Here is a 23,698-nt window from a genome sequence, read left to right on the forward strand (position 1 = left end):
TCGATCGACAATACGTTCGAAGGAACGCGAAAAGGGCTGTGGCCCCGGATTTCTCCGGGGCCACAGCCCTTTTGCAAAGCGGCTAAATCAGCCCACTCATTTACTTCTGGAAGCCGACCGTCGACCAGTCGATGGTCTGGAACAGCGAGGCACCGTAGTTAGCCAGGCCGGTACGGACGTAGAAGATGTCCGGGCCGTTGAAGGCAATGCCTGGCACGAAGTACTTCGCCATGAAGTCCTTCTCGATATCCATCGCGGCCTTGTTGCGCTCGGCGTCATCAGCAATGCTGCTCACCTTGGCGATACGGGCATCGATCGCGGCATCGCCCACTCCAAACTCACCATTCTTGGAGTCGTAGTACTGCTTGACCGCGCTGGTGGCGTCAGCACCCATGGAGTAACCACTCATGGTCATCTGGAAGGTACGCTCGCCAACGACCTTACCGAAGTCGTTATCACCCTTCTGATCGATGGTGACGTCCATGCCGGCATCCTGCAACTGCTTCTGCAGGGTCTGCACGGTGGCCAGAGCGGTCGGGTCATCGCCGAAGTTGGTGATCTTGAAGGAGACCTTCTTGCCGTCCTTAACAACCTTGCCATCGGAACCGACGGTGTAGCCAGCATCGGTGAAGACCTTCTTAGCCGCGTCAGCGCCTGTGGTCTTTACCGGGTAGTTGTCCTGGTAGTACGGGGAGAACGGCATCAGCATCTGCGATCCGGGGGGCGTCTCGGTCCAGTTCAGGCCGTTGTAGCGAACCTTAGCGATTTCCTGGCGATTGACGGCGGTCAAAATAGCCTGACGCACCGTAACATCGTTCATCGGAGCCATTGCGGCGTTGATGTTCAAACCACCACCGAAGAGGCGCTGACCGGTGCGAACCTCGGAATCCGGGGTGCCCTTCAACTGGTTGAAGGCGTTGATGGTACGGCCGCCGGCAATATCAATTTCCTTGTTTTTGAAGGCCGCAATCGTTGCCGCAGACTCCATCTGACGGAACACAATGGAGCTCAAAACCGGCTTCTCGCCCCACCACTTGTCATTGGGGACCATGGAGACGGTCTTGGCCGCGGGATCGTACTTATCCACCTTGAACGGACCAGCCATCCACTCCGGGTGCAGATTGTCTACGAAGCCGTCGTTGAAGATCTTCGTGGTATTAATGGCCGGATTCACCAGGCCGGCGAAGAGGTCGCTCAGCGGGTAAGTAGGCTGCTTCATCGTCACGACGACGTCTTTGGGCGTAGCGCCCTGAACAACATTCGCGATGTTCTCCCAGGCCCCCGGAGTGACAATGTTGTTCTCTTTAATGGTGCCGCTGAGCTGCTTCCAGCTATTGATGAAGGTATCGGCGGCAATTGGGGTTCCGTTGTTCCAGACAGCCTTGTCATTGATCTTAATGGTGATGGTCTGCTTAGTGCCATCAATCTTGCTGTCGAAACTCTCGCAGAAATCCTTGTTCAGCTTCGGGGTGCCGTTAGCCTCAAGAAGCCAGCAACCGGTGGTCGCGGCGACATTGACCGGCCCCAGCATAAGGATGTTATCCGTGTTATTGCCGTTTTGGTTGAAAGGGCTGAAATCCGGGCCGAGGTTACCGACCGGCAAGGTGAAAGTCCCACCCTGCTTCAGATTGTCTACCGGCTGAGCGTTAATGCTGATCAGCTTGTTAACGTCTGCGCCGGCCGTTTCTGCGCCAGCGGAGCTGGGGCCGCCGCCGGAGTTCCCTCCGCCACTACACGCGGTGAGCAGCAGCGCGGATGCGACCACCACCACTCCCCCAAGTTTTAGGTTCTTGTTCATTGTTTTCCTTTCCAACATTAAGTGCTCGTTCATTTCTTGGTGAAGGAGCCTGCCCGTCGTCGCGCAGGCCAATCTGAGTAGATTGTTCTGGGAGAATCAGCGCACAAGCATCGCCTCATCTAGCTTGCCGTCCGGGAACAAGCAAGCATGTTCATGGTCATCGGAATGCGGACCGTCACCGGCCGCATGAATCAAGGGAGGCATCTTCTCCTGGCACATCCGCTGCTTTTCCTCCGGCAATGCCGCAAAGATCGGACACCGGCTGGTGAAGACGCAGCCCGCGGGCGCATCAAGCGGAGTGGGCAGATCGCCTTTGAGTACGATGCGTTCGCGCTGACGCTCAATCTTCGGATCCGGGATCGGAATCGCGGAGAGTAGAGCCTTGGTGTACGGATGCTGTGGGTTATCGAATACCTCATCGACATCGCCAATCTCAACGATCTTGCCCAGGTACATCACGGCCACCCGATTGGCGATATGGCGCACCACCGAGAGGTCATGGGAGACCAGAAGATAACTCAGTCCGAGTTCGGCTTTGAGCTGCTCCAGCAGGTTGATCACGCCCGCCTGCACCGAAACGTCAAGGGCGGAGACCGGCTCATCGAGGACAACGAGTTTGGGATTCGTCGCCAGTGCACGGGCAATGCCGATGCGCTGCCGCTGACCGCCGGAGAACTGGTTTGGGAAGCGATTGACGTGATCGGGCTGCAGCCCCACCAACTTCATCAGTTCCAGAATGCGCCTTCTCATCTCGGCCTTGGGAACCTGCTGGTTTTCCAGAGGCTCCGCCAGCGCCTCAAAGACCGTGAATCTGGGGTCTAAGGCCCCGGTGGGGTCCTGGAAGACCATCTGCAGATCTTTACGAACCGTCCGTCGGACGTCGGAGGCTTTCGCCGTTTTGTTCAACGCATCGCCGATTCGAATTTCACCGCTCTGGCTCTGCTGAAACTCCATGATTTCCAGCAAGGTGGTGGTCTTGCCACAACCAGATTCACCCACGACGGCGAAGCACTCACCTTCGCGGATATCGAAGCTGATCCCGTCTACCGCCTTGACGGTACCAATTCGCCGTTTAACCAGCGCACCCTTCAGGAGTGGGAAGTGCTTCTTGACATCGGTCAGCTGGAGCACTGTCTTACGTTCTGACCGCGGCACACTTTCGAGCGCAGAGGGCGGAATCTCAGGCACATCGTAGACCTCGTGAGCATCAGCATTAGCGCCGATTTCCTCGGTCTTAATGCAGGCTGCCTGATGTTGAGGGTCGCCGTCAACGGTGACCAGTTGAACATCTGCGGACAGGCACTCTTCGGTAGCCAGCGGGCACCGAGAGGCGAAGGAACAACCGGGAGGCGGAGAGATCAAGTTAGGAGGAGTCCCTTTAATCGGCACCAGGGCGGCTTTCGCGCTGGTATCCACCCGGGGAATTGCCCCCAGGAGGCCGATCGTATACGGCATCCTCGGCTGGTAGTAGATGTGGTCCGCATTGCCAGTTTCCACCGAGCGCCCCGCGTACATCACCATGATTTCATCGGCGATGCCCGCCACCACACCAAGATCGTGGGTGATCATCACCACCGCGGCCCCGGTCTCTTCCTGAGCTACTTTCAGCACCTCAAGCACCTGGGCTTGGATGGTGACATCCAAGGCGGTGGTTGGCTCATCGGCGATCAGCACCTTGGGATCGTTGGCCATCGCGATCGCGATCATCACGCGCTGCCGCATCCCGCCGGAAAACTCATGCGGGAAGGCCTTGAGCCGGCTCTTCGGGCTGGGGATTCCCACCAGGCCGAGCAACTCGACGGCACGGGCCTCCTTGGCGGCCCGACTCATCCGCGGATTGTGAATGCTCAGGGTCTCGATGATCTGATCACCAATACTGAAGACCGGGGTCAGTGAGGAGAGCGGGTCCTGGAAGATCATCGAAAGCTCTTTACCGCGGAACTCCGACATCTTGCGATCGCTCATGCCGATCAATTCGTTCCCGCGATAGCGGATCGAGCCAGTGATTTCGGCGGTCTCGGGCAATAGACCCATAACCGCCATTGAGGTCACCGATTTGCCGGATCCCGACTCACCCACGATTCCCAGGGTACGGCCCGGTCGAACATCGAAATCAATGCCGCGCACGGCATGGTTCAAGCCATTTTCGGTATTGAATTTAACGTTGAGGCCGCGAACGGTCAACACGGCGTCGTCGGCTGCCGGGCGGGTGCCCGAGGCAGCATTCATGTCAATCAATTCCGGTTCCAGTTCTGCCGTCATTTCTTTTTCTTCTTCGCTTGCCCAACCGAAGTGGAGTTGGGATCGAATGCGTCGCGCAGACCGTCATTCATCATGGACAGGGAGCCCGTTAGGAAGAACATGGCGATCAGAGGGAACCAGAACATCCAGGGGTAGGAGCTAATCTGAGCGGTCGACTGGCCGATCAGAACACCCAGGCTGACATCGGGATCCTTAATACCAATGCCGATGAAAGAGAACGCCACCTCACTCAAAATCGCGAAGGTCACACCACGGGTCAGCTCAAGGACCAAAAGCGAGCCAATATTGGGAACCAAGTGCCGCCAAACAATCTTTAGCGGCGGTACGCCCATGAATTGAGCGGCCTTGACGAATTCTCGAGTCATCAGTGACTGTCCGAGTGAACGGATCAAACGAGCCGCAGCCATCCAGCCAAAAACTAACAGCACGATGGTCAGCAAAACCCAGCCAGGTATGTTGTCCTTGAGCCCGCCGCCACCACTGGTCACAATGGCGACAATCAAAATGGAGGGCACCATAATCAAGGTTTCCAGAATAAAGAGCATAATTCGCATGGTCCGACCACCGAAGTAGGCCATCGTGCAGCCGTAGATTGCGGCGATCAGAGTTGCTCCCGCTCCGACAATCAGGCCGATCAGAATTGAGGTTCGCAGGCCTTCAACCATCTGGGCAAAAAGGTCACGCCCACTCTGAGTGGTACCAAACCAGTGATCAGCGCTGGGACCGGTACCGATGTTGAAAACGTCAAGAGTAGTCTTGTCCCACTTTTGTAGGAACACCCCGGCGGTGGAAAAGAGGCAGAGCAGGATAAAGATCACCAGGCCTGCAACGGCGGTTTTGTTGCGCATGAAGCGGCGGACAATGATCCTAGTTTTGCTAATCACCTCATCGCCAGTCTCCATCGATTTCTCGATGTCAATTTCGACCGGGTCTGGAACATTCATCGTGGTCATGACACCCTCACTCTCGGGTCAACCAGAGTGGTGGCAAAGTCAGCCAGCACCGCTCCCACAGCGAAAATAACCGAACCGAAAGTCACCGTAGCCACCGTGCCATTTACATCGGCCGCGGTGATGACTTCAAAGGACCACCGCCCGATGCCAGGCCAGGCAAAGATCTGCTCGGCGAAGATAGCGCCGGTAAAGAGAGCCGGGATATTGAAGGCGATGGACTGAGCCACCGGAATGAAGGAAACCCGCAGCGCATGTTTTCGAATGGCTTGATTTCTGGTCAAGCCCTTGGCCCTAGCGGTACGGACAAAGTCGGCATTGACGTTGTCCAGAAGATACTGTCGCTGCGCCACCTGATAACCCTGCCAACCCAGGATGGTCAGGGCGAAGGTGGGCACCACATAGTGCGCAGCCAAATCAACGATGGCAGGCCAGCCCTGTTCCACCCCGACGGATGATATCCCTGTCACAAACAGGCTCTGGGTACCGGTCCATTCGTTGATCTTGATGGCCAGCAACTGGATCAGGAAGTAACCCACCGGAGCGGGCAGGATGTAAACGAAATAGCTGTAGCCGGTGATGACTCGATCGGAAACCTTGTACTGCCGAGCCGCAGAATAGACGCCCAGCGCGATGCCGATGATGATGGTCAGGATCAGCGAGACCAAGATCAACCGGGTGGAAACCCAGACTCGATCGCCGAACTGAGTATTGATGAAGCCGCCATTGGGGCTGCGTCCCCAATCCCAGCGGGTGACAACACCAACCAGCCAATCGACGTAGCGTTCCCAAGGGTTCTTGGTGGGATCGAGGCCAAGGCTAGCGAAGTTCGCCTGGACCTGTTCCGGCGTGGGCTTGGGAATCTTCTCCTGTTCCAGAAGCGCAGGCTTCATGGAGGAGACAGCGAGGAAATAAGTCGCCGTTGTGGTGATGAAGATCATCACCAGGTAGCTGGCGGCTCGCTTGAGCAAGTATAAAAGCATGGAACGAAAGCTTCTAGGACCAGGGACTCTTCTGTTCAGCGCCGATGTGCGGACTGGAAGAAATTCCCGAAATTCCCATAACCAACGTTGACACCTTGTACTTCCTCTCGAATGGCTTGTGGCCTGACGAGTGACGGGACCTTAGCTTGAAGCAGTTCGCTTCAGAAGTGAGATGAACGGCTGAGGCCTTTTGGCCCACCATCCCCCACTGACTATGCCGCACGTCACATTGCACCGAATGTAGCACAGCGTTTACACACTCAGTTCATAATTCACAGGAAGGTTTATCTACCTGATAACCGGATCACGCGCATTAATTTCGCCGACCAATCCCCCGCCCAAAAAGCTTGCCTGAACGAATATTCCGCTATTTCTAGGGGAACTTAAAACCAACGATTCGGGTCGAGGAGTCCTTTTACCAGCAACAAGCTACGCCCCCGGCAATCAGGATGACTCAACCCCGTTACGCAAAAGTTACCCAACTGTCACTCTCGACCTGGATATATATGCAACTTATGTTGACTTGTATGCAACCTTCGGGCTTATCCTAAGGATGTGACCTCCATCATGCAGCAGCCCGATTCCCCGCGCGAGACCTACTCCCCGACTGAGTTGTTTTCAAAGCGTGCCGCCAATATCAAGCAATCCGCCGTTCGCGATGTTTTTGAGATCTCCATGCAGCCCGGACTGATCTCCCTCGCTGGCGGCAATCCCTACCTGCAATCCCTCCCCTTGGCCGAACTGGGCCAATCGGCTGCGCAAGTGATCGCGGAGCAAGGACTCGAAGCCCTGCAATATGGAGGCGGTCAAGGCACCCGGGAACTTCGCGAGCAGATTTGCCAGGTGATGGCAGCCGAGGGGATAACCGACGCCGATCCGGACAATGTAGTGATCACTGCGGGCTCGCAGTCTGCCCAGGATGTGGCCGCCAAGGTGTTCTGCGATCCGGGCGATGTCGTCCTAGTGGAGGATCCCACCTACGTGGGCGCCCTGAATGCCTTTGAGGTTTACCAGGTAGAGGTGCTGCCCGCTGTCGTCGACGGCGAAGGGCTAGTTCCCGAGGCCCTGCGGCAACGCTTGGCTGAGCTGCGCGAAGCTGGCAAGAAAGTGAAACTGCTCTACACCATCCCCACCTTTAATAATCCTTCCGGAGTGACGCTCGCCGAAACTCGGCGTCAGCAGATTATTGATATATGCCGTGAAGAGCATGTTCTCATCTTGGAAGATAATCCCTACGGCCTGCTCAAGTTCGATGGTCACCCGGAAGCCCCTTTGCGTGCCAGGGACGCCGAAAACGTCATCTACCTAGGCTCGTTTTCCAAGATCTTCGCACCCGGCCTGCGAATTGGCTGGGCTTTGGTGCCCGCCGAGCTTAAACAGAGGTTCTATCTGGCGAGCGAGGCAGTGACTCTTTGCCCGCCGTCGTTCAACCAAATGCTGATTTCGGCATACCTGCGCGATTACGACTGGATGGGCCAGATCCGACGCTACCGCGAACTCTACTCAGAGCGCTGCGAGACCATGATTGAGGCTCTGGAAGAGCACATGCCCGCCGGAGTGGAATGGACCCGGCCCGCGGGCGGATTCTTCGTCTGGCTGACCCTGCCGGAACACGTGGACACCTATCCACTGCTGCAGGAGGGCATTGCCGCCGGTGTAGTTTTCGTCCCCGGTGCGGCTTTCACCACAGCCTCACACAGCAACTCGCTGCGCCTGGCCTTTAGCGCGGTGAGTTCGGAAAACATCCGAGAGGGCGTCAAACGACTGGCCCCGGTGCTGGCCAAAGCCATCGCCGCCTAGTCTCACCGCTACCAACCTTGCCAGCCCGCCGTCGTCGTGATGGGCTGGGCTTATGCCAAGCCAGCTGACCTTAGTCACCGAGGATGGCTTGAGCATCGCGGCCACAGTTTTTGAGGCAAGCCCTCAAACAGCTTCGGAAACCGTGGTGATCAGTTGCGCCACCGGCGTGCTGGCTCGCTACTACCGACGCTATGCGGAGTTCCTGGCCGCTCAGGGCTTCCGCACGGTGACTTTCGATTATCGCGGCATTGGTGGCTCCAGCGTAGGCGCGCTCGGCTCGCTACGTGGACGCTGGAGCGACTGGGGACGGTACGATCTGGACGCCGTTCTCGGTTACGCCCTGCAATCGGGGCCATCATCGGGAAGGGTCTCGCTGATTGGCCACAGCTTTGGCGGATTCGCGGCCGGCCTGGCTCCGCAAGGTCGCAGCTTGAGCCGGATCTTGGCCATCGGGGCGCAACACGCTTTCTGGCTCGACTACCGTCGGCAGCAAAAACTGGCTTTTTGGTATCGCTGGCATCTCCAGATGCCAGCACTCACCCTGAGACTTGGCTACTATCCAGGCAAAAAGCTGGGGCTAACCGAAGATCTTCCCCGTGGGGTAGCGCTGGACTGGGCGCGCAGCCCCAGAAACTTCACTCGGGGCCAGCCAGAGCTCCGGGAGAACCTGGCCGCAGTCACGGCTCCGCTGACGGCACTAGCCAGCAGCGACGATCCTTACGCCACCCGGCGAGCCACCCAGCGGATGCTCCGCTACTACAGCTCCGCCCCGAGCTCGGTAGCTTTCCTCAACCCGGAGCGTTACGGCGAGCGGAGCCTCGGGCACTTCGCCCTTTTCCAATCGAGATTCGAAAACAGCTTCTGGGCGGAGACGGTGGACTATTTGCACGACGGCGACCCCTGGCGCTAGGCACCTGACTCGCCTTGGTCTGGGCTTGGCTCAGTCCAGCAGCAGAGCCGGCTCCTCCAAAATAGCTGCCACGTCCACCAGGAAGCGGGCGGCTAGATCGCCATCCACCACCCGATGATCGAAAGAACCTCCCAGTGTGGTGACCCAACGCGGCTGAACCACACCATCAACCACCCACGGTTTCTGCTTTATGGTGCCAAAAGCGACGATCGCCACTTCGCCCGGATTGAGGATCGGAGTGCCGGTATCTAGCCCTAGTGCACCAATATTGGTGATGCTAAGCGTTCCGCCTTGCATCTGCGCGGGTTGCGTCCGCCCCTCCCTGGCCGTGATGGTCAGTTCGTTCAGGGCGACTGCCAGCTCCCGCAGCGAAAGGTCCTGAGCATCCTTGATATTCGGCACCATCAAACCACGCGGAGTAGCCGCGGCAATGCCAAGGTTCATGAACCGCTTGACCAGAATCTCCTGCTCACCCCAGCTCGCATTGACGCCAGGGTTGCGCTCGGCGGCCCAGATCACGGCCTTGGCCACAATCAGCAAGGGAGAGACCTTCACCTCCTGGAAATCCCGGCTCGCCTTGAGTCGCTTGACGAATTCCATTGTCCGGCTGGCATCAACCTCGACAAAAATCGAAACATGCGGGGCACTAAAAGCACTTTGCACCATCGCCTGGGCGGTGGCCTTGCGCACGCCCTTGACCGGGATCCGCTCGATTCGGTCCCCGCTCTTTGCACCTTGCCCGCCCTGAAAACTCAGCAAATCCTGTCGCGTTACCTCACCACGAGCTCCGGTGGCTGGTACCTGAGCCAGCTCAATGCCTAGATCCTTCGCCGCCTTGCGAACCGGGGGCGTGGCCAAAGCGCGGACCGGACGCTCCTGGGGCACCGCCGTCGTGCTGGTCTTTGCAGGAACTGGGCTACTCGCTGAAGAACTTACGGTGCGGGGGCGCCGCCTGACCGCATCAGCCTTCGGCCCCGATCCGACCAGAGGGGCCGGTGCAGCCTCGATACTCGGTTCGGTGAGCTTGACCATCCGATCGTCGATCAGAGCTGGGTCCAGATCGAGCAGGCCACTGCTCGGAACCGAAGTCGTACTTGCCGCTTGCTGAGCCGGCAGCTCTGCCGCCGAACCCACCGAAATCAGCGGAGTGCCGACGTCGACCGTCTGCCCCTCCGCAACCATCAGTTCAATCACCCGACCGGCATAGGGAGAGGGCAATTCCACGAGCGATTTAGCGGTCTCAATCTCCACCAAAACATCATTGATCGCCACGATATCGCCCGGTTTGACCTTCCAGGAGACAACCTCCGCCTCGGTCAAACCCTCGCCTACATCCGGCAAATTAAAAGTATTCATCTGGTTCCTCTCAATAAGCCATGGCGCGGTCGAAGGCCTCAAGAATGCGGTCGATATCCGGCAGGTACTGCTCTTCCACCTTCGCGACCGGATATGGCAGATGGAAGCCGCCAATCCGGATCACCGGGGATTGCAGTGAGTAGAAAGCTCGCTCGCTGATCCGCGCCGCGATTTCGCCACCCAGGCCGCCGAAGGTTGGCGCCTCATGGGCAATCAGCAGCCTGCCGGTCTTTTGCACCGAACGGGTAATGGTGTCGAAGTCGATAGGAGAGAGCGAGCGCAGATCAATCACCTCAAGGCTATGCCCGTCCTGTTCGGCCGCGTTTGCTGCCGCGAGCGCCACCGGAACCAACGGCCCGTAGGCCAGCACGGTCGCATCCTCGCCGCTACGCAGCACCTGAGCCTCGAAGGGACCTCGGCCGGGCTCCTCGGTATTGACCTCACCCTTGAGCCAGTAGCGGCGTTTTGGTTCGAAAATGATCACCGGATCCGCGCAGCTCACCGCCTGCTGAATCATCCAATAAGCATCGTGCGGATTGGAGGGGGTGATGATTCGCAGACCCGCAGTGTGCGCAAAGAGCGCCTCCGGGGACTCCGAGTGGTGCTCGATGGAGCCGATGCCGCCGCCGTAGGGAATCCGGATCACCACGCTGGTACTCAAGATGCCCTCACTGCGAGCGTGCAGTTTGGCTAGCTGGGTGGTGATCTGGTTGAAGCCCGGAAAGACGAAGCCGTCGAACTGAATCTCACAGATCGGCCGGTAGCCGCGCATGGCTAGGCCGATCGCGGTACCGATAATGCCGGACTCCGCGAGCGGGGTGTCCACCACCTTGAGCTCTCCAAATTCGGCTTTGAGCCCCTCAGTGACCCGGTAAACCCCACCCAGGGCACCAATATCCTCGCCCATCAGAAGACTCTTCGGATCGGAGGCCAGGCTGCGGCGGAGACCGGCATTAATTGCCTTCGCAATGGTCATGGTGCTCATGCTTGCCCGCTTTCCGGGGCGAAGCCCTGCTCGTACTGTTCCAGCCACGCGAGTTCTTCGCTGACCAAGGGGTGCTGTTCGGCGTAGACCTGGGCAAAGGATGCCCTCAGGTCCGGGTTGGTCATGGCCAGCACATCCTGCCGTAGCTGAGTGGCTAGCTGATCGGATTCGATTTTCAACTGTTCGAAAAACTCATCGTCTACATGCCCTTCGGCGCGCAGTAGAGTTTCCAGCCTGGAGAGTGGATCGCGGCTACGCCAGCTCTCTTCCTCGGCGCTCTCCCGATACTTGGTGGGGTCGTCTGCGGTGGTATGAGCACCCAGCCGATAGGTCACGGCTTCGATCAGCACCGGCCCCTTCCCGCTTCTGGCGTGCTCCAGCGCCCACTGGCTCACCGCGTAAACCGCGAGCACATCGTTGCCATCCACTCGGACTCCCGGGAAGCCGTAGCCTGCCGCGCGCTGAGCCAACGGAACACGGGACTGTACCTTGAAGGGCACCGAGATAGCCCACTGGTTGTTCTGGCAGAAGAACACCACAGGAGCCTGGAAGGAAGCCGCGAAGACCATTGATTCGTGCACGTCCCCCTCGGAACTAGCACCGTCACCGAAATAGGCGACGACGGCGGCCTCCGTGTCGGGTGCCTCCAGCTGGTCCCGTTGGATGCCCATGGCGTATCCCACCGCGTGCAAGGTCTGGGCAGCAAGCACCAAGGTATAGAGGTGGAAATTGTATTGCAGCGGGTTCCAGCCGCCATGCGAGACACCGCGGAAAACCTTGAGTAGCTGGGCAGGGTTGAGGCCTCGGGTCATCGCTACGGCATGTTCGCGGTAGGTCGGGAAGAGATAGTCCTGGGCTTGGGTGGCCCGGCCGGAGCCAACCTGCGCGGCTTCCTGTCCTGTCATCGGCACCCACATGGCCAGCTCACCTTGACGCTGCAGGGCAGTGGCTTCCTGATCGAAACGCCTGGCCAAAGCCATGTCCCGGTAGAACTGCCGAAGCTGTTCCGCGGGCAAGTCCTCGGCATACCTGCCGAAGAAATCGTCCTGACGACGCTCGCCTTTGGGACTCAGTAACTGCACTAGGTCCGACTCGGCAAAGGGGGCAACCTCGCCTCCGGGGGTGCCGTCACTTTCGGTTTCGGGCAGATTCGCTGTGGTCACAGCAGACCTCGATCCATGCTTCGAGTACAGATATATTCCCCGAAGGGAATGTATAACTCACAGGGAATATCTCCCTGATCCGTCTTCCACTCTAATCAAAAACCAGCCAAGAACCGTCATGTGAAGGACTAGGAAGCTGCCGGAGCTTTTGTATAACCCTGACAGAACTGAAGAAAACGACTATTAGCCTCAACCTCGCCGATAGAAACCCGGACCCCTTCATTGCCGAAGGGCCGCACGGATAATCCCTGGCCCTCGGCCTGAGCCGCGAAATCTGAGGAATCCTGGCCAAAGTTGAGCCAGACGAAATTGCCTTGGGCGTCGGGTACCGGCCAGCCAAGTTCCCTTAGACCCGCCACCACGCGTTCTCTTTCACGTACAAGGCTTTGTACCCTTTCCACTATCTTCGGATAGAGCTCCAAGGATTTAATGGCGGCGTGCTGGGCAAGACTTGAAGCCGCGAACGGCACCGCCGCTACTCGCAGGTACTGGGTCAATTCAGGCTGGGAAACTGAGTAGCCAACACGCAGGCCAGCTAATCCATACGCCTTGGAGAATGTACGCAGCACGATGACGTTCGGATACTTTCGGTAGAGTTCCAGACCCTTGACCGCGTCTGCATCTGTCACGAACTCGACATAGGCCTCATCAATCACCACCACGACATCCTCCGGAACCTTAGCCAGGAATTCCTCGACCTCCGCGGTGTGCAGCACCGGGCCAGTAGGGTTGTTCGGCGTGCACAGGATGACGATCTTGGTCCGGTCGGTCACGGCGGCAGCCATCGCCTCAAGATCGTGCCGGGCACCGGAGGTCAGCGGAACCTGGATGCTGCGGGCTCCGGCCAAACCCACCGAGATGGGGTAAGCCTCAAAGGAGCGCCAGGCGTAGATAACCTCGTCCGGTTCGCCGCCGTCGTTCGCTCCGGAAAAAGCCGCGAGAATCTGGTTTAGCGCGCCCAGACTACCGCCGCCGGTGACAATGTCCTCGGCGGGAACATCAAGAAAATCGGCTAGCGCCGCCCGGAGTGGGGCTGCGGTGGGATCGGGGTAACGATTGATCTCGGGGTGCTTTGCCATCGATTCCAGCACCTCGGGCAAGGGCGGCAGCGGATTTTCATTCGAGGACAGTTTGAAGCTCTCCATCCCGGCAACGGCGACGGGTGGCTTGCCTGCGGCATAGCGGGGCAGGCGGCCCAGGGCAGCGCGGGGATGAACCGAAGATTCTGACATGAGCCAATACTTTCACGATTCCTGAGCCTGTTGGCAGTTGTTTCTGCTCTAAGGAAGCTGCTTGCTGGCACACCCGCGGCCTGCTCAAACGATCTGCAGTGTGCCAGCATGGAGCTATGGGAAAATTTCTGGTCCGAGTATTGATCAGCACTATCGCTCTGTGGATCACCAGTTGGATCCTGCCCGGAGTCAAAATCGGCACCGAGGGCACTTTGAATGTCGCCCAGGGAAATAACACTTTGGCTGCTGTGCTGGCCTTCTTGTTCGTTGGCTTGATCTTTGGGGTGATCAACGCCTTGATCCGGCCATTGGTGAAGCTCATTTCGCTTCCCGTGACAATCCTGACCTTGGGTCTGTTCACGATTGTGATCAATGCGCTCATGTTGTGGCTTGCCTCCTGGCTGAGCAGCTTCACCCCCGTGCACTTCACCATCGACAGCTTCTTCTGGACAGCAATCCTGGCCGCCATCATTATCAGCGTGCTGTCCATGATCGGTAGCGCGGTCACCGGAGTAAACCGGAAAACCCAAGACCGCCGCTAACCCACCTATCCCACTGAGTGTTACTTGTGGGGCAGATGTTCTGCTTTTCTCGCCACATTGGTCACATCTGCACCATTCAGTGGGATAGCTGGGTAGCCGTGAGGTAGGGCTGAAGTGTTTCTGGGGTGGGTGGCATGAAAGAATTGGGGTATGCCACATTCTTCTGCCTCGGCTGATGCCCTGGTCCGGATCCCTTCCGGCCGTCGTTCACTTTCGGAAAGCGATACTCCGATAGCACTTGGCCCGCTGGACGGTCGCTATCGCGGAGCCGTATCCCCGCTGGTTGATTACCTCTCGGAAGCGGCACTGAACCGGGACCGGATCGCCGTCGAGGTCGAATGGCTGATTCAGCTGACCTCGGATTCCGTATTGCCCGGCACCAAGCCGCTGAGCGCAGAGCAGCAAAACCAGTTGCGTTCCCTGGTCACCGAGTTCGACGCCGACTCGGTCGCCGAGCTGGGCGAACTGGAGAAAACCACGGTGCACGACGTCAAAGCCGTGGAGTATTACATCGGGCGCAGACTCGCCGAAATTGGTATCGAAGACCTCAAACCGCTCGTGCACTTCGCCTGCACCAGCGAGGACATTAACAATCTCTCCTACGCCCTGGGCATCAAGGGTGCCGTGGAGAATGTCTGGCTGCCCGCGGCACGCGAACTGAGCACCAAATTGCACGCCATGTCCGAAGCTAACCGCGAAGTGCCGATGCTCTCCCGCACTCATGGTCAGCCAGCCACGCCCAGCACCTTGGGCAAGGAGCTTGCGGTGCTGGCGCATCGATTGGACCGGCAGCTAAAGCGGATTGAAGCTACCGAGTACCTGGGCAAGATCAACGGCGCTACCGGTACCTACGCGGCTCACTACGCAGCTGTTCCGGAGGCGGATTGGCAACAGGTTTCGCGCCGCTTCGTCGAAGGACTGGGGCTGAGTTGGAACCCGCTCACCACCCAGATCGAATCCCACGACTGGCAAGCCGAGTTGTACGCGGACATTGCCCGTTTCAACCGGATTCTGCACAATCTCTGCACCGATATCTGGAGTTACATTTCGATCGGCTATTTCAGGCAGATCCCGGTTCCAGGCGCCACAGGATCCTCCACCATGCCGCATAAGGTCAACCCAATCCGCTTCGAAAATGCGGAAGCGAATCTGGAGATTTCTTCCGCCCTGCTGGACACCTTGGCATCGACCTTGGTCACCTCACGGTGGCAGCGAGACCTGACGGATTCCTCCAGCCAGCGGAACATCGGCGTGGCCTTTGGGCACTCCGTACTGGCCATCGGCAATGTGCTGGGCGGATTGGGCCGCTTGGACACGGCACAAGAAGTGCTCGCAGCTGACCTGGACCATAACTGGGAAGTACTCGGCGAAGCGATTCAGACCGTGATGCGCGCCGAGGCGATTGCCGGTGTCCCGGGGATGGATGATCCTTACGAGCGGCTCAAGGACCTCACCCGAGGGCAGCGCGTTGACGCCGAGCGGATGCGTGAATTCGTCAGCGGACTTGGACTTTCTGCCGCGGCCGAAGAGCGCCTGCAGGCGCTCACTCCGGCTAGTTACATCGGCATCGCCACCACCCTGGTAGATCACCTCAGCGACTAGACCTCAGCAAGGCGAACGGCCCAGTCGACAAGGACCTAGACCGTCAGCAGGACTTTCCCCTGATGCACCCCGGAATCAAAGAACTGGTGTGCGGCCGCGGCTTCGGCCAAGGGGAAGGTCCTGCCAATACTGGGGCTGATCTTCCCCGCTGTGATCAGAGGCCAGACGTGTTGCCGGACCTGCGCCATGATCTCCGCCTTCTCCTCGACCGGTCGCGATCTCAGCGTCGTACCGATCACGGAAGCGCGTTTGCCCATTAACGCGGCAAGATCGAGCTCCCCCGTTTTACCGCCCTGCAACCCGATCACCACCAGACGTCCGCCCAGAGCCAGGGCATCAACGTTGCGGGACAGATAAGACGCACCCATCACGTCCAGGATCACCTTCGCGCCTCGGTAACGGTGCGCCACCTGAACGAAGTCCTGCTCCCGATAGTTCACTGCTTCCTCGGCCCCCAGCGCTAGGATACGTTCACACTTCTCGGCAGTACCCGCCGTCGCAATCACCCGTGCACCAAAGGCCGAAGCCATTTGGATCGCCATGGCGCCGATGCCACCAGCCCCGCCATGGATCAGCACGGTCTCGCCTGCCTGCAATTGGGCGGTCATGAATAAGTTCGAATACACGGTGGCCGCCACCTCGGGCAGGCCTGCCGCAGAAACCAGGTCCACGCCGTCGGGCGCCGGAATTACCTGACCCGCTGGAACCGCAACTTGCTCCGCATAGCCACCGCCAGCCAACAGGGCAACCACCTGTTGGCCCTTCTCAAAGCCGTTTCCGGTTTCAGCTACTCGCCCGGAGACTTCTAAGCCAAGATACTCGGAGGCTCCCGGAGGCGGCGGGTAGAAACCGCGACGCTGCTGCACATCCGCGCGATTCAGGCCAGCGGCGACGACGTCGATCAGCACCTCGCCGGGGCCGGTCACCGGGGCCGGAACCTCGGTGAGCACGAGCGACTCGGGGCCGCCGGGAGTGACAACGGTGACTGCTTTCAATTCTGCTCCTAAGATATGACCATGACTGACTCGTCCATAGCCGCCTCTGGCCAGAGTATCGGCAAAGCCGCCCGCCTTGCAGGCTGGATCTTGACCGGCTTCGTTAGCCTCTTCCTCATCTTCGACGGGGTGAGCCATCTACTGAATCTGGCCCCGGTCCAGGACGCGCAAAAGCTTTTGGGCTTTCCTTCCGGAGTCGCCGTTCCGATAGGTGTGGTGGAGTTGGTGATTCTGGCGCTCAGCCTGGTACCGCGAACTGCTGTGCTGGGGGCAGTGCTGCTGACAGGTTATCTGGGTGGTGCGGTCGCCGCTCAGCTACGCATCGAAGCATCGCTTTTCGGCAATGTTCTGTTTCCGGTCTATATCGGCATTGCCCTTTGGATTGGACTGTGGCTGCGCGATGAGCGGGTGCGTAAGCTGCTCTGAACCCAGCCTCCGCTGCGGAACACCGGCGGAACACTTTGATTGCAGCGGCCCTGCCGTGAAACACTGGGGGCTAAGGAAGGTTGTCCGAGCGGCCGATGGAGCTGGTCTTGAAAACCAGTGGGCGGTAACCCCGTCTCATGGGTTCAAATCCCATACCTTCCGCGTTGTGTGAACAGGTCTAGCCAGAACGAAAGTTAAGGCTAGACCTGTTCGCATCGTTCGCTCGGGTTACTCAAGCCCTTAGCAGGCATTAGCAGGCTCCCATCCCGGCTGTATAGTCTGTGCATGACTGACACTTCCAAAAGGAACCCTGATTTTTCCGGGCTGTCCGCGCTGTTTATCAACACAACCTTGACCCGCTCCCCTGGCTTGAGTCACACCCAACGACTTGTCGATATTAGTGCCAATATTATGACCAAGCACGGTGTTGAAGTCGATCAATTCCGCGCAATCGACCACCCCATTGCAACCGGGGTTTATCCCGATATGCGGGAGCATGGCTGGGAAACTGACGCCTGGCCAAGCTTGTTCCCACGAGTACTCGCCGCAGATATTTTGGTCATTGCCGGGCCTATCTGGCTGGGCGATAACAGCAGCGAAACCAAAAAGATCATTGAGCGCCTCTACGCCCACTCCGGTGAGCTAAACGATAAAGGGCAATGGCTTTACTACGGCAAGGTTGGCGGTTGCCTCATTACCGGAAACGAGGATGGCATCAAACATTGCGCATCTAATATCCTCTATAGCCTCCAACACGTTGGCTACTCTGTCGCCCCGCAATCGGACGCCGGTTGGATCGGCGAAGCTGGCCCGGGACCAAGCTACGGCGATCTTAATAACGGCGTTCGAGCCGGTATAGACAATGAATTCACTAATCGCAACACCACTTTCATGACCTGGAATCTGATGCATCTGGCCCAGTTACTCCGATCGGCCGATGGCTTCCCGGATTATGGCAATCAGCGCAAGGAATGGGATGCAGGAGCTCGCTTTGACTTTGTCAATCCTGAATACCGCTCCTAATCACCCGAGACACCGAACTAACTGACTCCTCGACCAGCATTCCGGGCCACTGATCGGCACCGATCGGCGCGAAGCGAGAAGGACAACAACACCTCATTTTGAGCTATGTCAAAATTCAACGAAATTTTTGTTTCAACTCGGAAATATCTGTAAATTCCCTGTGCCCGTCCGGTAGTCTCATGCGGGGGAACTACTCGCACAGCTGATTGACAGCAAAGGGCCGTTCAAAATCTCCAGTAAATATTGGCAATAGCGCTTAGGAGTCATAGATGTTAGAAACCATGAAGTCACCGAGGCTGCGTGCTAGCGCCCTCGCTGCTGGAGCCTTAGTCCTTGGACTTTCACTCAGCGGTTGCGGACTGATCGGTGGTGGCGGACCTGACCGCGATCCGAGTGGCACGGTAACCGCAACGTCCACCTCGGACGCCTTCCAGATCAAGGTCGGCGACTGCATCCAGGACCCGGGTACCACCTCCATCACCGATGTGGTCAGCGTTCCCTGCAGCGAGGCACACGATTTCGAAGCTTTCGACCGCACGCTGTTAGCGGACGGGGACTACCCCGGAGAAACGACCATTTCCGATAAGGCCGAGGCATACTGCGGACCGGCCTTCACGAAGTTCGTCGGCATTGAGAGCGCTAAGTCCAAGTACGGGGTGACCTACTTCTACCCCACCGCAGAGAGCTGGAAGCAGGATGACCGCGAGATCCTCTGTTTAGCTGCCGCCAAGGACGAAACTAAGATCAAGGGTTCGCTCAAGGGCGTCAAAAAATAGTCTAGAAAATCTAGAAATGGGGGCGGTTCTGCAGAAATGCAGAACCGCCTCTTTTTTGTTTCACAACACACCCCCAGCTGCAACCTCATGTTAACCTGGCTTTGATTGGATGCAACAGTAGAGTCACAGCCCTGACACAGTCGAACCATAGCTAATATGGCAGGCTACTAGCCTCGTCCAGACGGCCCGGCGCCCGGGTAGGACTCATCAAGTGCCAAACAAAAGCTCAGAGAAATGGGGAACTATGCCAGGCAAGTCCATCCGCGTAGCGCTAGGGGGAGTGCTGGCGGCAGCGTTTATCGCTGCTCCGCTGGCAAGCGCGCCAGCCTTAGCAGCAAGCCAGCCTCAAGCACCAACAGCCACCACTGCCTCTCCGGTGGTGATCAACGAGGCCTATCTGAGCGGCGGTAGCGCAGGGGCCGCCTATAAGAACAAGTTCATCGAGCTTTACAACGCCACCGACGCTTCCGTCAGCCTGGACGGCTGGTCGCTGCAATACCGCAGCGCGACCGGCACGGCCAACCCCGCGGGCATCGCCCCGCTGAGCGGATCGATCCCCGCGAAGGGCCACTTCTTAGTTCAGGCCAGCAGTAACGGCACCTCGGGTGCAGATTTGCCGACACCAGATGCCACCAGCACGCTGAATTTCTCCGGAACCAGCGGAACCATCTATCTAGCCAAGAAGGCCGCCGCGGTGACAGGCTTGGCCACCGGCTCCGTGACTGATAATGCCGATGTCGCCGATCTGCTCGGCTACGGCACCTCAAATACTTTCGAAACGGCTGCGGCTACCGCCCCGAGCGGAAATACCGACGTTAAGTCGCTCAACCGCACCGATGGCGCGGACAGCAATAACAACTCCGCAGACTTCAAGCTCAGCGCCAGCATCACCCCGCAGTCCGCTGGCAGCCCAGTCGATCCGGGTCCGGTCAATCCGACCATCGCGGCCATCAAGGACATTCAGGGCAGCACCGATACCAGCCCCCTGGTGAACCAGACCGTGACCACCCGCGGCGTAGTGACGGCGGTTTACCCCACCGGCGGCTTCAACGGCTACTACATCCAGACCGAGGGCACCGGTGGCGATCTCGATCTGAGTACGCATAAGGCCTCGGATGCAGTTTTCGTCTACTCCCCCAGCACCATGTCGCAGGTACAGGCTGGTGACTTCGTCGAGGTGACCGGGCCGGTCACCGAGTTCAAGGGTGCCAGTGATGCCACTTCGCTAACCGAAATCAGCGTGGCTGCGGACAAGCTCACTAAGCTGAGCCAAGCCGCAGTGGCAGTGAAACCCGCCGTCGTCGATCTTCCGGCCACGGCAGCCGAGCGCGAATCCCTCGAAGGCATGCTCTTCCAGCCCAAGGGTTCCTACACGGTAGCCGATAACTACTCACTCAATCAGTATGGTGAAATCGGCTTGGCTGCGGGAACCACCCCTCTGGTGCAGCCGAATGCCCTCTACCCCTATGGCAGTGCGGAGAACACCGCGCTGGTGGCGAGCAATGCGGCCAAGTCCATTGGCTTGGACGACGGCGCCTCCACGAACTTTCTGAGTGCAGCCAATCAGGGCACCCCGCTGCCCTATTTGACCACGGCTTCCTCGCTGCGGGTCGGTGCTGCAGTCACCTTTAGCACCAACGTCATCTTCGATAACCGCAACGGCGACTACAAGCTACAGCCGCTTACCCAGCTCACCCCGGCCAATGCGGCCAGCGTGCAGCCAGCTAGCTTCTCCGACACCCGCTCGGCTCCGGCCGCAGTGGGTGGAAACCTGAAAATCGCCTCCTTCAATGTGCAGAATTACTTCATCCACACCGGTGATCAGGACCCGGCTTGCACGGCCTACTCTGATCGTGCCGGGAACAAGATCACCGTCAAGGGTGGCTGCACCCAGCGTGGAGCTTGGGATGCGGCTAATTTGCAGCGTCAGCAGGACAAGGTTGTAGCCGGCATCATCGGCACCGGCGCGGACGTGCTGTCACTCGAAGAGATCGAGAACTCGGCGAAGTTCGCCGATAGCGCCACCGACCGGGACAAGGCTCTAAAGACCCTGGTGGACGCGCTGAACGCAAAGCTGGGTTCTAACGTCTGGGATTACGTTCGCTCCCCGCAGGCTCGTCCCGCGGTCAGCGATGAGGACGTTATCCGCACCGCTTTCATCTTCAAGACCGCTGCCGCCGAACCGGTGGGCGATTCCGTCATTCTGAATGATGCGGCTTTCACCGGGATTGCCCGTCAACCGCTGGCTCAGTCCTTCAAGCCGAAGGGCGCAGCGGATTCGGCTCAGTTCCTGGCGATTGTGAACCACTTCAAATCGAAGGGTTCCGCTCCGGCGAATGATCCGAGCGATACCGATAAGGGCCAGGGCAACTCGAATAACGCCCGCGTCAAACAAGCTCAGGCGCTACTGACCTTCGCTAACACCCTCAAGGCGCAGAAGAACACCACCAAGGTGCTGCTGATCGGTGACTTCAATGCCTATAGCAAAGAAGACCCGATCAACACGCTAACCGCCGCCGGGTACACCGACCTGGACCCGCAGACCGGTAAGCATTCCTACCTGTTCGACGGTCGGGTTGGCTCGCTGGACCACGTTCTGGTTTCGAATGAGTTCGCGGCCTCGATCACCGGCGCGGATATCTGGAACATCAACTCGGTTGAGTCCGTGGCGCTGAACTACTCGCGCTACAACTACAACGTCACCGACTACTACAACACCGAACCGTACGCCGCGAGCGATCACGATCCGGTCGTCGTCGGACTCAATCTGAGCACTGCTCCGGCTGGTCCGCTCGAAGTGAACCTGCTGAACATCAACGATTTCCACGGTCGCATCGACACCAATACGGTGAATTTCGCCGGTACTGTTGAGCAGCTCAAGGCGGCGTCGCCGGCCGGTGCCTCGGCCTTCCTCTCGGCTGGGGATAACGTCAGCGCTTCGCTCTACGCCTCGGCCGTGCAGAAGGATCAGCCCACCATCGACGTGCTCAATGCGATGGGCTTACAAGCCTCGGCGGTGGGTAACCACGAGTTCGATAGCGGTTTTGCGGATCTGAAGGACCGGATTATCAACGGCGGCACCAACGCCAAGTGGGACTACTTGGGTGCCAATGTGTACCTCAAGGGAACCACGACGCCGGCCCTGGACGAATACAAACTGTTCACCGTCAATGGGGTCAAGATCGCGGTAGTTGGCGCGGTGACCCAGGAAGCGCCCACCTTGGTGAGCCCCAGCGGGATTGCCCAGGTTGACTTCGGCGATCCGGTGGACGCCGTGAACCGGGTGGCCACCAAGATCAAAGAGCAGAAGCTCGCCGATGTGATTGTGGCTGAATACCACGAGGGCGCCGCAGAAGGCACCCCCGATGGTGCCAGCCTGGAGCAAGAGCTGAACGCGCCGGCCGGGCAGAATGAGGCTTTCAAGAAGATCGTGAACCAGACCTCTTCCGTGGTCAACGCGATCTTCACCGGTCACACTCATAAGCAGTACGCCTGGGATGCTCCCATCCCCGGAGTGGCTGCCGACGCTGCGGTGAAAACTCGTCCGGTGTTGCAGACCGGAGACTACGGCGAGAACATCGGTCAGGTTCAGCTCTACGTTGACCCGGCCAGCAAGCAGGTGCTCAGCTACAAGCAGCGCAATGTTCCACGCACCACCACCCCTGCCGCAGACCTGGTCAGCCAGTTCCCGGTAGCGGCAAAGGTGAAGGGAATTGTCGATGCTGCCTTGGCCTACGCCCAGGCAGAGGGCGATAAGCCGATTGGCAAAATCTCAGCGGATATCACCACCGCTCAAGTGCTGGACCCGGCAACCGGAAAATACTCCCGCGATGATCGACAGAACGAGTCCACCTTGGGCAATCTGGTGGCCAATGCGCTGAAGTCCTCGCTTTCCGATCCGTCTCTGGGCGGCGCCGAGATCGGGGTGGTGAACCCCGGTGGCTTGCGTGCCGATCTGTTGTACAAGGCGGCCGGAGCGGAAGGCGATGGTGTGGTTACGGTGGCGGAAGCCAATGCGGTGCTGCCGTTCCTGAACAATCTGTGGACCACTAGCCTGACCGGTGCCCAGTTCAAGACCTTGCTGGAGCAGCAGTGGCAGACCAATGCCGACGGCACGATTCCGAGCCGGCCGTTCCTGAACCTGGGTCTATCGAAGAATGTGGATTACACCTACGATCCCAGCAAACCGCAGGGCAGCCACGTGACCTCGATTGTGATCAATGGAGCGCCGATTGATCCGGCTAAGTCGTATCGGATTGGTACCTTCAGCTTCCTGACTTCCGGTGGTGATAACTTCCGGATCTTCACCGAAGGAACCAATGCCAAGGACAGCGGCCTGGTTGATCGGGATGCCTGGTTCAAGTACCTCAGCACCGAATCCGCCAGCAAGCCGATCGCCCCGGACTTCACTCGGCGAGCACTCAACGTCACCGGAGCACCAACCTCGGTAACCGAGAATCAGCAGGTCACGGTCAAGCTGCAAAAGCTGGACCTGACCTCCTTGGGCACCCCGGCTAGCACCAAGGTGACCCTCCGCTATGAACCCTCGGGAGTCGGCGGCGGCACGGGCTGGTCGGTACCCACGGCAGCGGTACCCGCGGTACTCGGGACGTTCCCCGTTACAGCCGGTGTGGCTACGCTGAGCTTCAAGGTTCCCGCCGAGCTCAAGGGTGGACGCTTCACCGTCACCACCGATACCGGGACCTACGGACGGTTGCCCATTGATATCGGCACCACCGCGCCTCCGGCTCCCTCCACGAACTGGTGGACTTGGTTCTGGAAGTCGCTGCTCTGGCTGTGGTACTCCTGGCAGTGGGTGTGGCAGCACGGACTGCACGGCTAATCACCGGAGTCATTGAATCGCACTAACTAAGTGGTCGTCCACTGAGGCTTTC

Annotated in this window: 17 protein-coding genes and 1 tRNA gene; 9 read left to right on the forward strand and 9 right to left on the reverse strand. The window is 58.8% G+C overall.

Features of this window, described 5'->3' with window-relative positions; genetic code table 11:
* Nucleotides 1-100 precede the first annotated feature (100 nt).
* The 4 genes from FHU41_RS09875 to FHU41_RS09890 all read right to left on the reverse strand — a co-directional run bounded on the left by FHU41_RS09875 (nucleotide 101) and on the right by FHU41_RS09890 (nucleotide 5,993).
* Entirely contained in the window at nucleotides 101-1,798 is a 1,698-nt protein-coding gene (locus tag FHU41_RS09875; protein ID WP_179389507.1) for an ABC transporter family substrate-binding protein, read from the reverse strand.
* 96 nt (nucleotides 1,799-1,894) lie between these two features.
* On the reverse strand, nucleotides 1,895-4,060 hold the full coding sequence (locus FHU41_RS09880; RefSeq protein ID WP_425503296.1) for a dipeptide ABC transporter ATP-binding protein: 2,166 nt from the start codon (nucleotides 4,058-4,060) through the stop codon (nucleotides 1,895-1,897).
* A complete protein-coding gene (locus FHU41_RS09885) occupies nucleotides 4,057-5,013 on the reverse strand; it encodes an ABC transporter permease (protein ID WP_179389508.1) in 957 nt (318 codons plus the stop codon). Before FHU41_RS09885 ends, FHU41_RS09880 begins: the two co-directional genes overlap by 4 nt.
* Nucleotides 5,010-5,993, reverse strand: coding sequence for an ABC transporter permease (locus tag FHU41_RS09890; RefSeq protein ID WP_179389509.1), 984 nt, complete (start codon nucleotides 5,991-5,993; stop codon nucleotides 5,010-5,012). The genes FHU41_RS09885 and FHU41_RS09890 overlap by 4 nt, the downstream gene beginning before the upstream one ends.
* A gap of 567 nt (nucleotides 5,994-6,560) precedes the next feature.
* Here FHU41_RS09890 and FHU41_RS09895 point away from each other — a divergent pair.
* Nucleotides 6,561-7,793 carry an aminotransferase-like domain-containing protein gene (locus tag FHU41_RS09895; RefSeq protein WP_179390399.1) on the forward strand — a complete coding sequence of 411 codons (1,233 nt, stop codon included), beginning with the start codon at nucleotides 6,561-6,563 and terminating at the stop codon, nucleotides 7,791-7,793.
* Nucleotides 7,794-7,845: 52 nt separating this feature from the next.
* Nucleotides 7,846-8,703: an alpha/beta hydrolase family protein gene (locus FHU41_RS09900; RefSeq protein WP_179389510.1), complete on the forward strand. Its 858-nt coding sequence runs from the start codon at nucleotides 7,846-7,848 to the stop codon at nucleotides 8,701-8,703.
* 30 nt (nucleotides 8,704-8,733) lie between these two features.
* Here the strand turns inward: FHU41_RS09900 and FHU41_RS09905 are convergent, their stop codons facing one another.
* The 4 genes from FHU41_RS09905 to hisC all read right to left on the reverse strand — a co-directional run bounded on the left by FHU41_RS09905 (nucleotide 8,734) and on the right by hisC (nucleotide 13,439).
* Nucleotides 8,734-10,059: a dihydrolipoamide acetyltransferase family protein gene (locus FHU41_RS09905; protein WP_179389511.1), complete on the reverse strand. Its 1,326-nt coding sequence runs from the start codon at nucleotides 10,057-10,059 to the stop codon at nucleotides 8,734-8,736.
* Between the two features lie 10 nt (nucleotides 10,060-10,069).
* Nucleotides 10,070-11,044: an alpha-ketoacid dehydrogenase subunit beta gene (locus FHU41_RS09910; RefSeq protein ID WP_179389512.1), complete on the reverse strand. Its 975-nt coding sequence runs from the start codon at nucleotides 11,042-11,044 to the stop codon at nucleotides 10,070-10,072.
* Entirely contained in the window at nucleotides 11,041-12,207 is a 1,167-nt protein-coding gene (gene pdhA / locus FHU41_RS09915) for a pyruvate dehydrogenase (acetyl-transferring) E1 component subunit alpha (RefSeq protein WP_179389513.1), read from the reverse strand. Before pdhA ends, FHU41_RS09910 begins: the two co-directional genes overlap by 4 nt.
* 128 nt (nucleotides 12,208-12,335) lie before the next feature.
* Nucleotides 12,336-13,439, reverse strand: coding sequence for a histidinol-phosphate transaminase (gene hisC, locus FHU41_RS09920; protein ID WP_179389514.1), 1,104 nt, complete (start codon nucleotides 13,437-13,439; stop codon nucleotides 12,336-12,338).
* A gap of 116 nt (nucleotides 13,440-13,555) precedes the next feature.
* Between hisC and FHU41_RS09925 the strand changes: the two genes are divergently transcribed.
* Both FHU41_RS09925 and purB read left to right on the forward strand, forming a co-directional pair.
* Entirely contained in the window at nucleotides 13,556-13,981 is a 426-nt protein-coding gene (locus FHU41_RS09925; protein WP_179389515.1) for a phage holin family protein, read from the forward strand.
* Nucleotides 13,982-14,131: 150 nt separating this feature from the next.
* Nucleotides 14,132-15,583, forward strand: a complete 1,452-nt coding sequence (gene purB / locus FHU41_RS09930) for an adenylosuccinate lyase (RefSeq protein WP_179389516.1) — start codon at nucleotides 14,132-14,134, stop codon at nucleotides 15,581-15,583.
* 35 nt (nucleotides 15,584-15,618) lie between these two features.
* Here purB and FHU41_RS09935 read toward each other — a convergent pair whose 3' ends face one another.
* Nucleotides 15,619-16,578 carry an NAD(P)H-quinone oxidoreductase gene (locus tag FHU41_RS09935; RefSeq protein ID WP_179389517.1) on the reverse strand — a complete coding sequence of 320 codons (960 nt, stop codon included), beginning with the start codon at nucleotides 16,576-16,578 and terminating at the stop codon, nucleotides 15,619-15,621.
* A gap of 21 nt (nucleotides 16,579-16,599) precedes the next feature.
* On the opposite strand from FHU41_RS09935, the gene FHU41_RS09940 reads away from it, so the two are divergent.
* The 5 genes from FHU41_RS09940 (at nucleotide 16,600) to FHU41_RS09960 (ending at nucleotide 23,646) form a co-directional block, all read left to right on the forward strand.
* Nucleotides 16,600-17,004, forward strand: a complete 405-nt coding sequence (locus FHU41_RS09940; RefSeq protein ID WP_179389518.1) for a DoxX family protein — start codon at nucleotides 16,600-16,602, stop codon at nucleotides 17,002-17,004.
* Nucleotides 17,005-17,078: 74 nt separating this feature from the next.
* A tRNA-Ser gene (locus FHU41_RS09945) sits at nucleotides 17,079-17,166 on the forward strand.
* Between the two features lie 123 nt (nucleotides 17,167-17,289).
* Complete coding sequence (locus tag FHU41_RS09950) at nucleotides 17,290-18,027, forward strand: flavodoxin family protein (protein WP_179389519.1); 738 nt, start codon at nucleotides 17,290-17,292, stop codon at nucleotides 18,025-18,027.
* A 269-nt stretch (nucleotides 18,028-18,296) separates the two neighbouring features.
* Entirely contained in the window at nucleotides 18,297-18,803 is a 507-nt protein-coding gene (locus tag FHU41_RS09955) for a septum formation family protein (protein ID WP_179389520.1), read from the forward strand.
* Nucleotides 18,804-19,047: 244 nt separating this feature from the next.
* Nucleotides 19,048-23,646: an ExeM/NucH family extracellular endonuclease gene (locus tag FHU41_RS09960; RefSeq protein WP_179389521.1), complete on the forward strand. Its 4,599-nt coding sequence runs from the start codon at nucleotides 19,048-19,050 to the stop codon at nucleotides 23,644-23,646.
* The last annotated feature ends 52 nt before the right edge of the window (nucleotides 23,647-23,698 follow it).

Source organism: Psychromicrobium silvestre, from assembly GCF_013408295.1.
Lineage (GTDB): Bacteria > Actinomycetota > Actinomycetes > Actinomycetales > Micrococcaceae > Renibacterium > Renibacterium silvestre.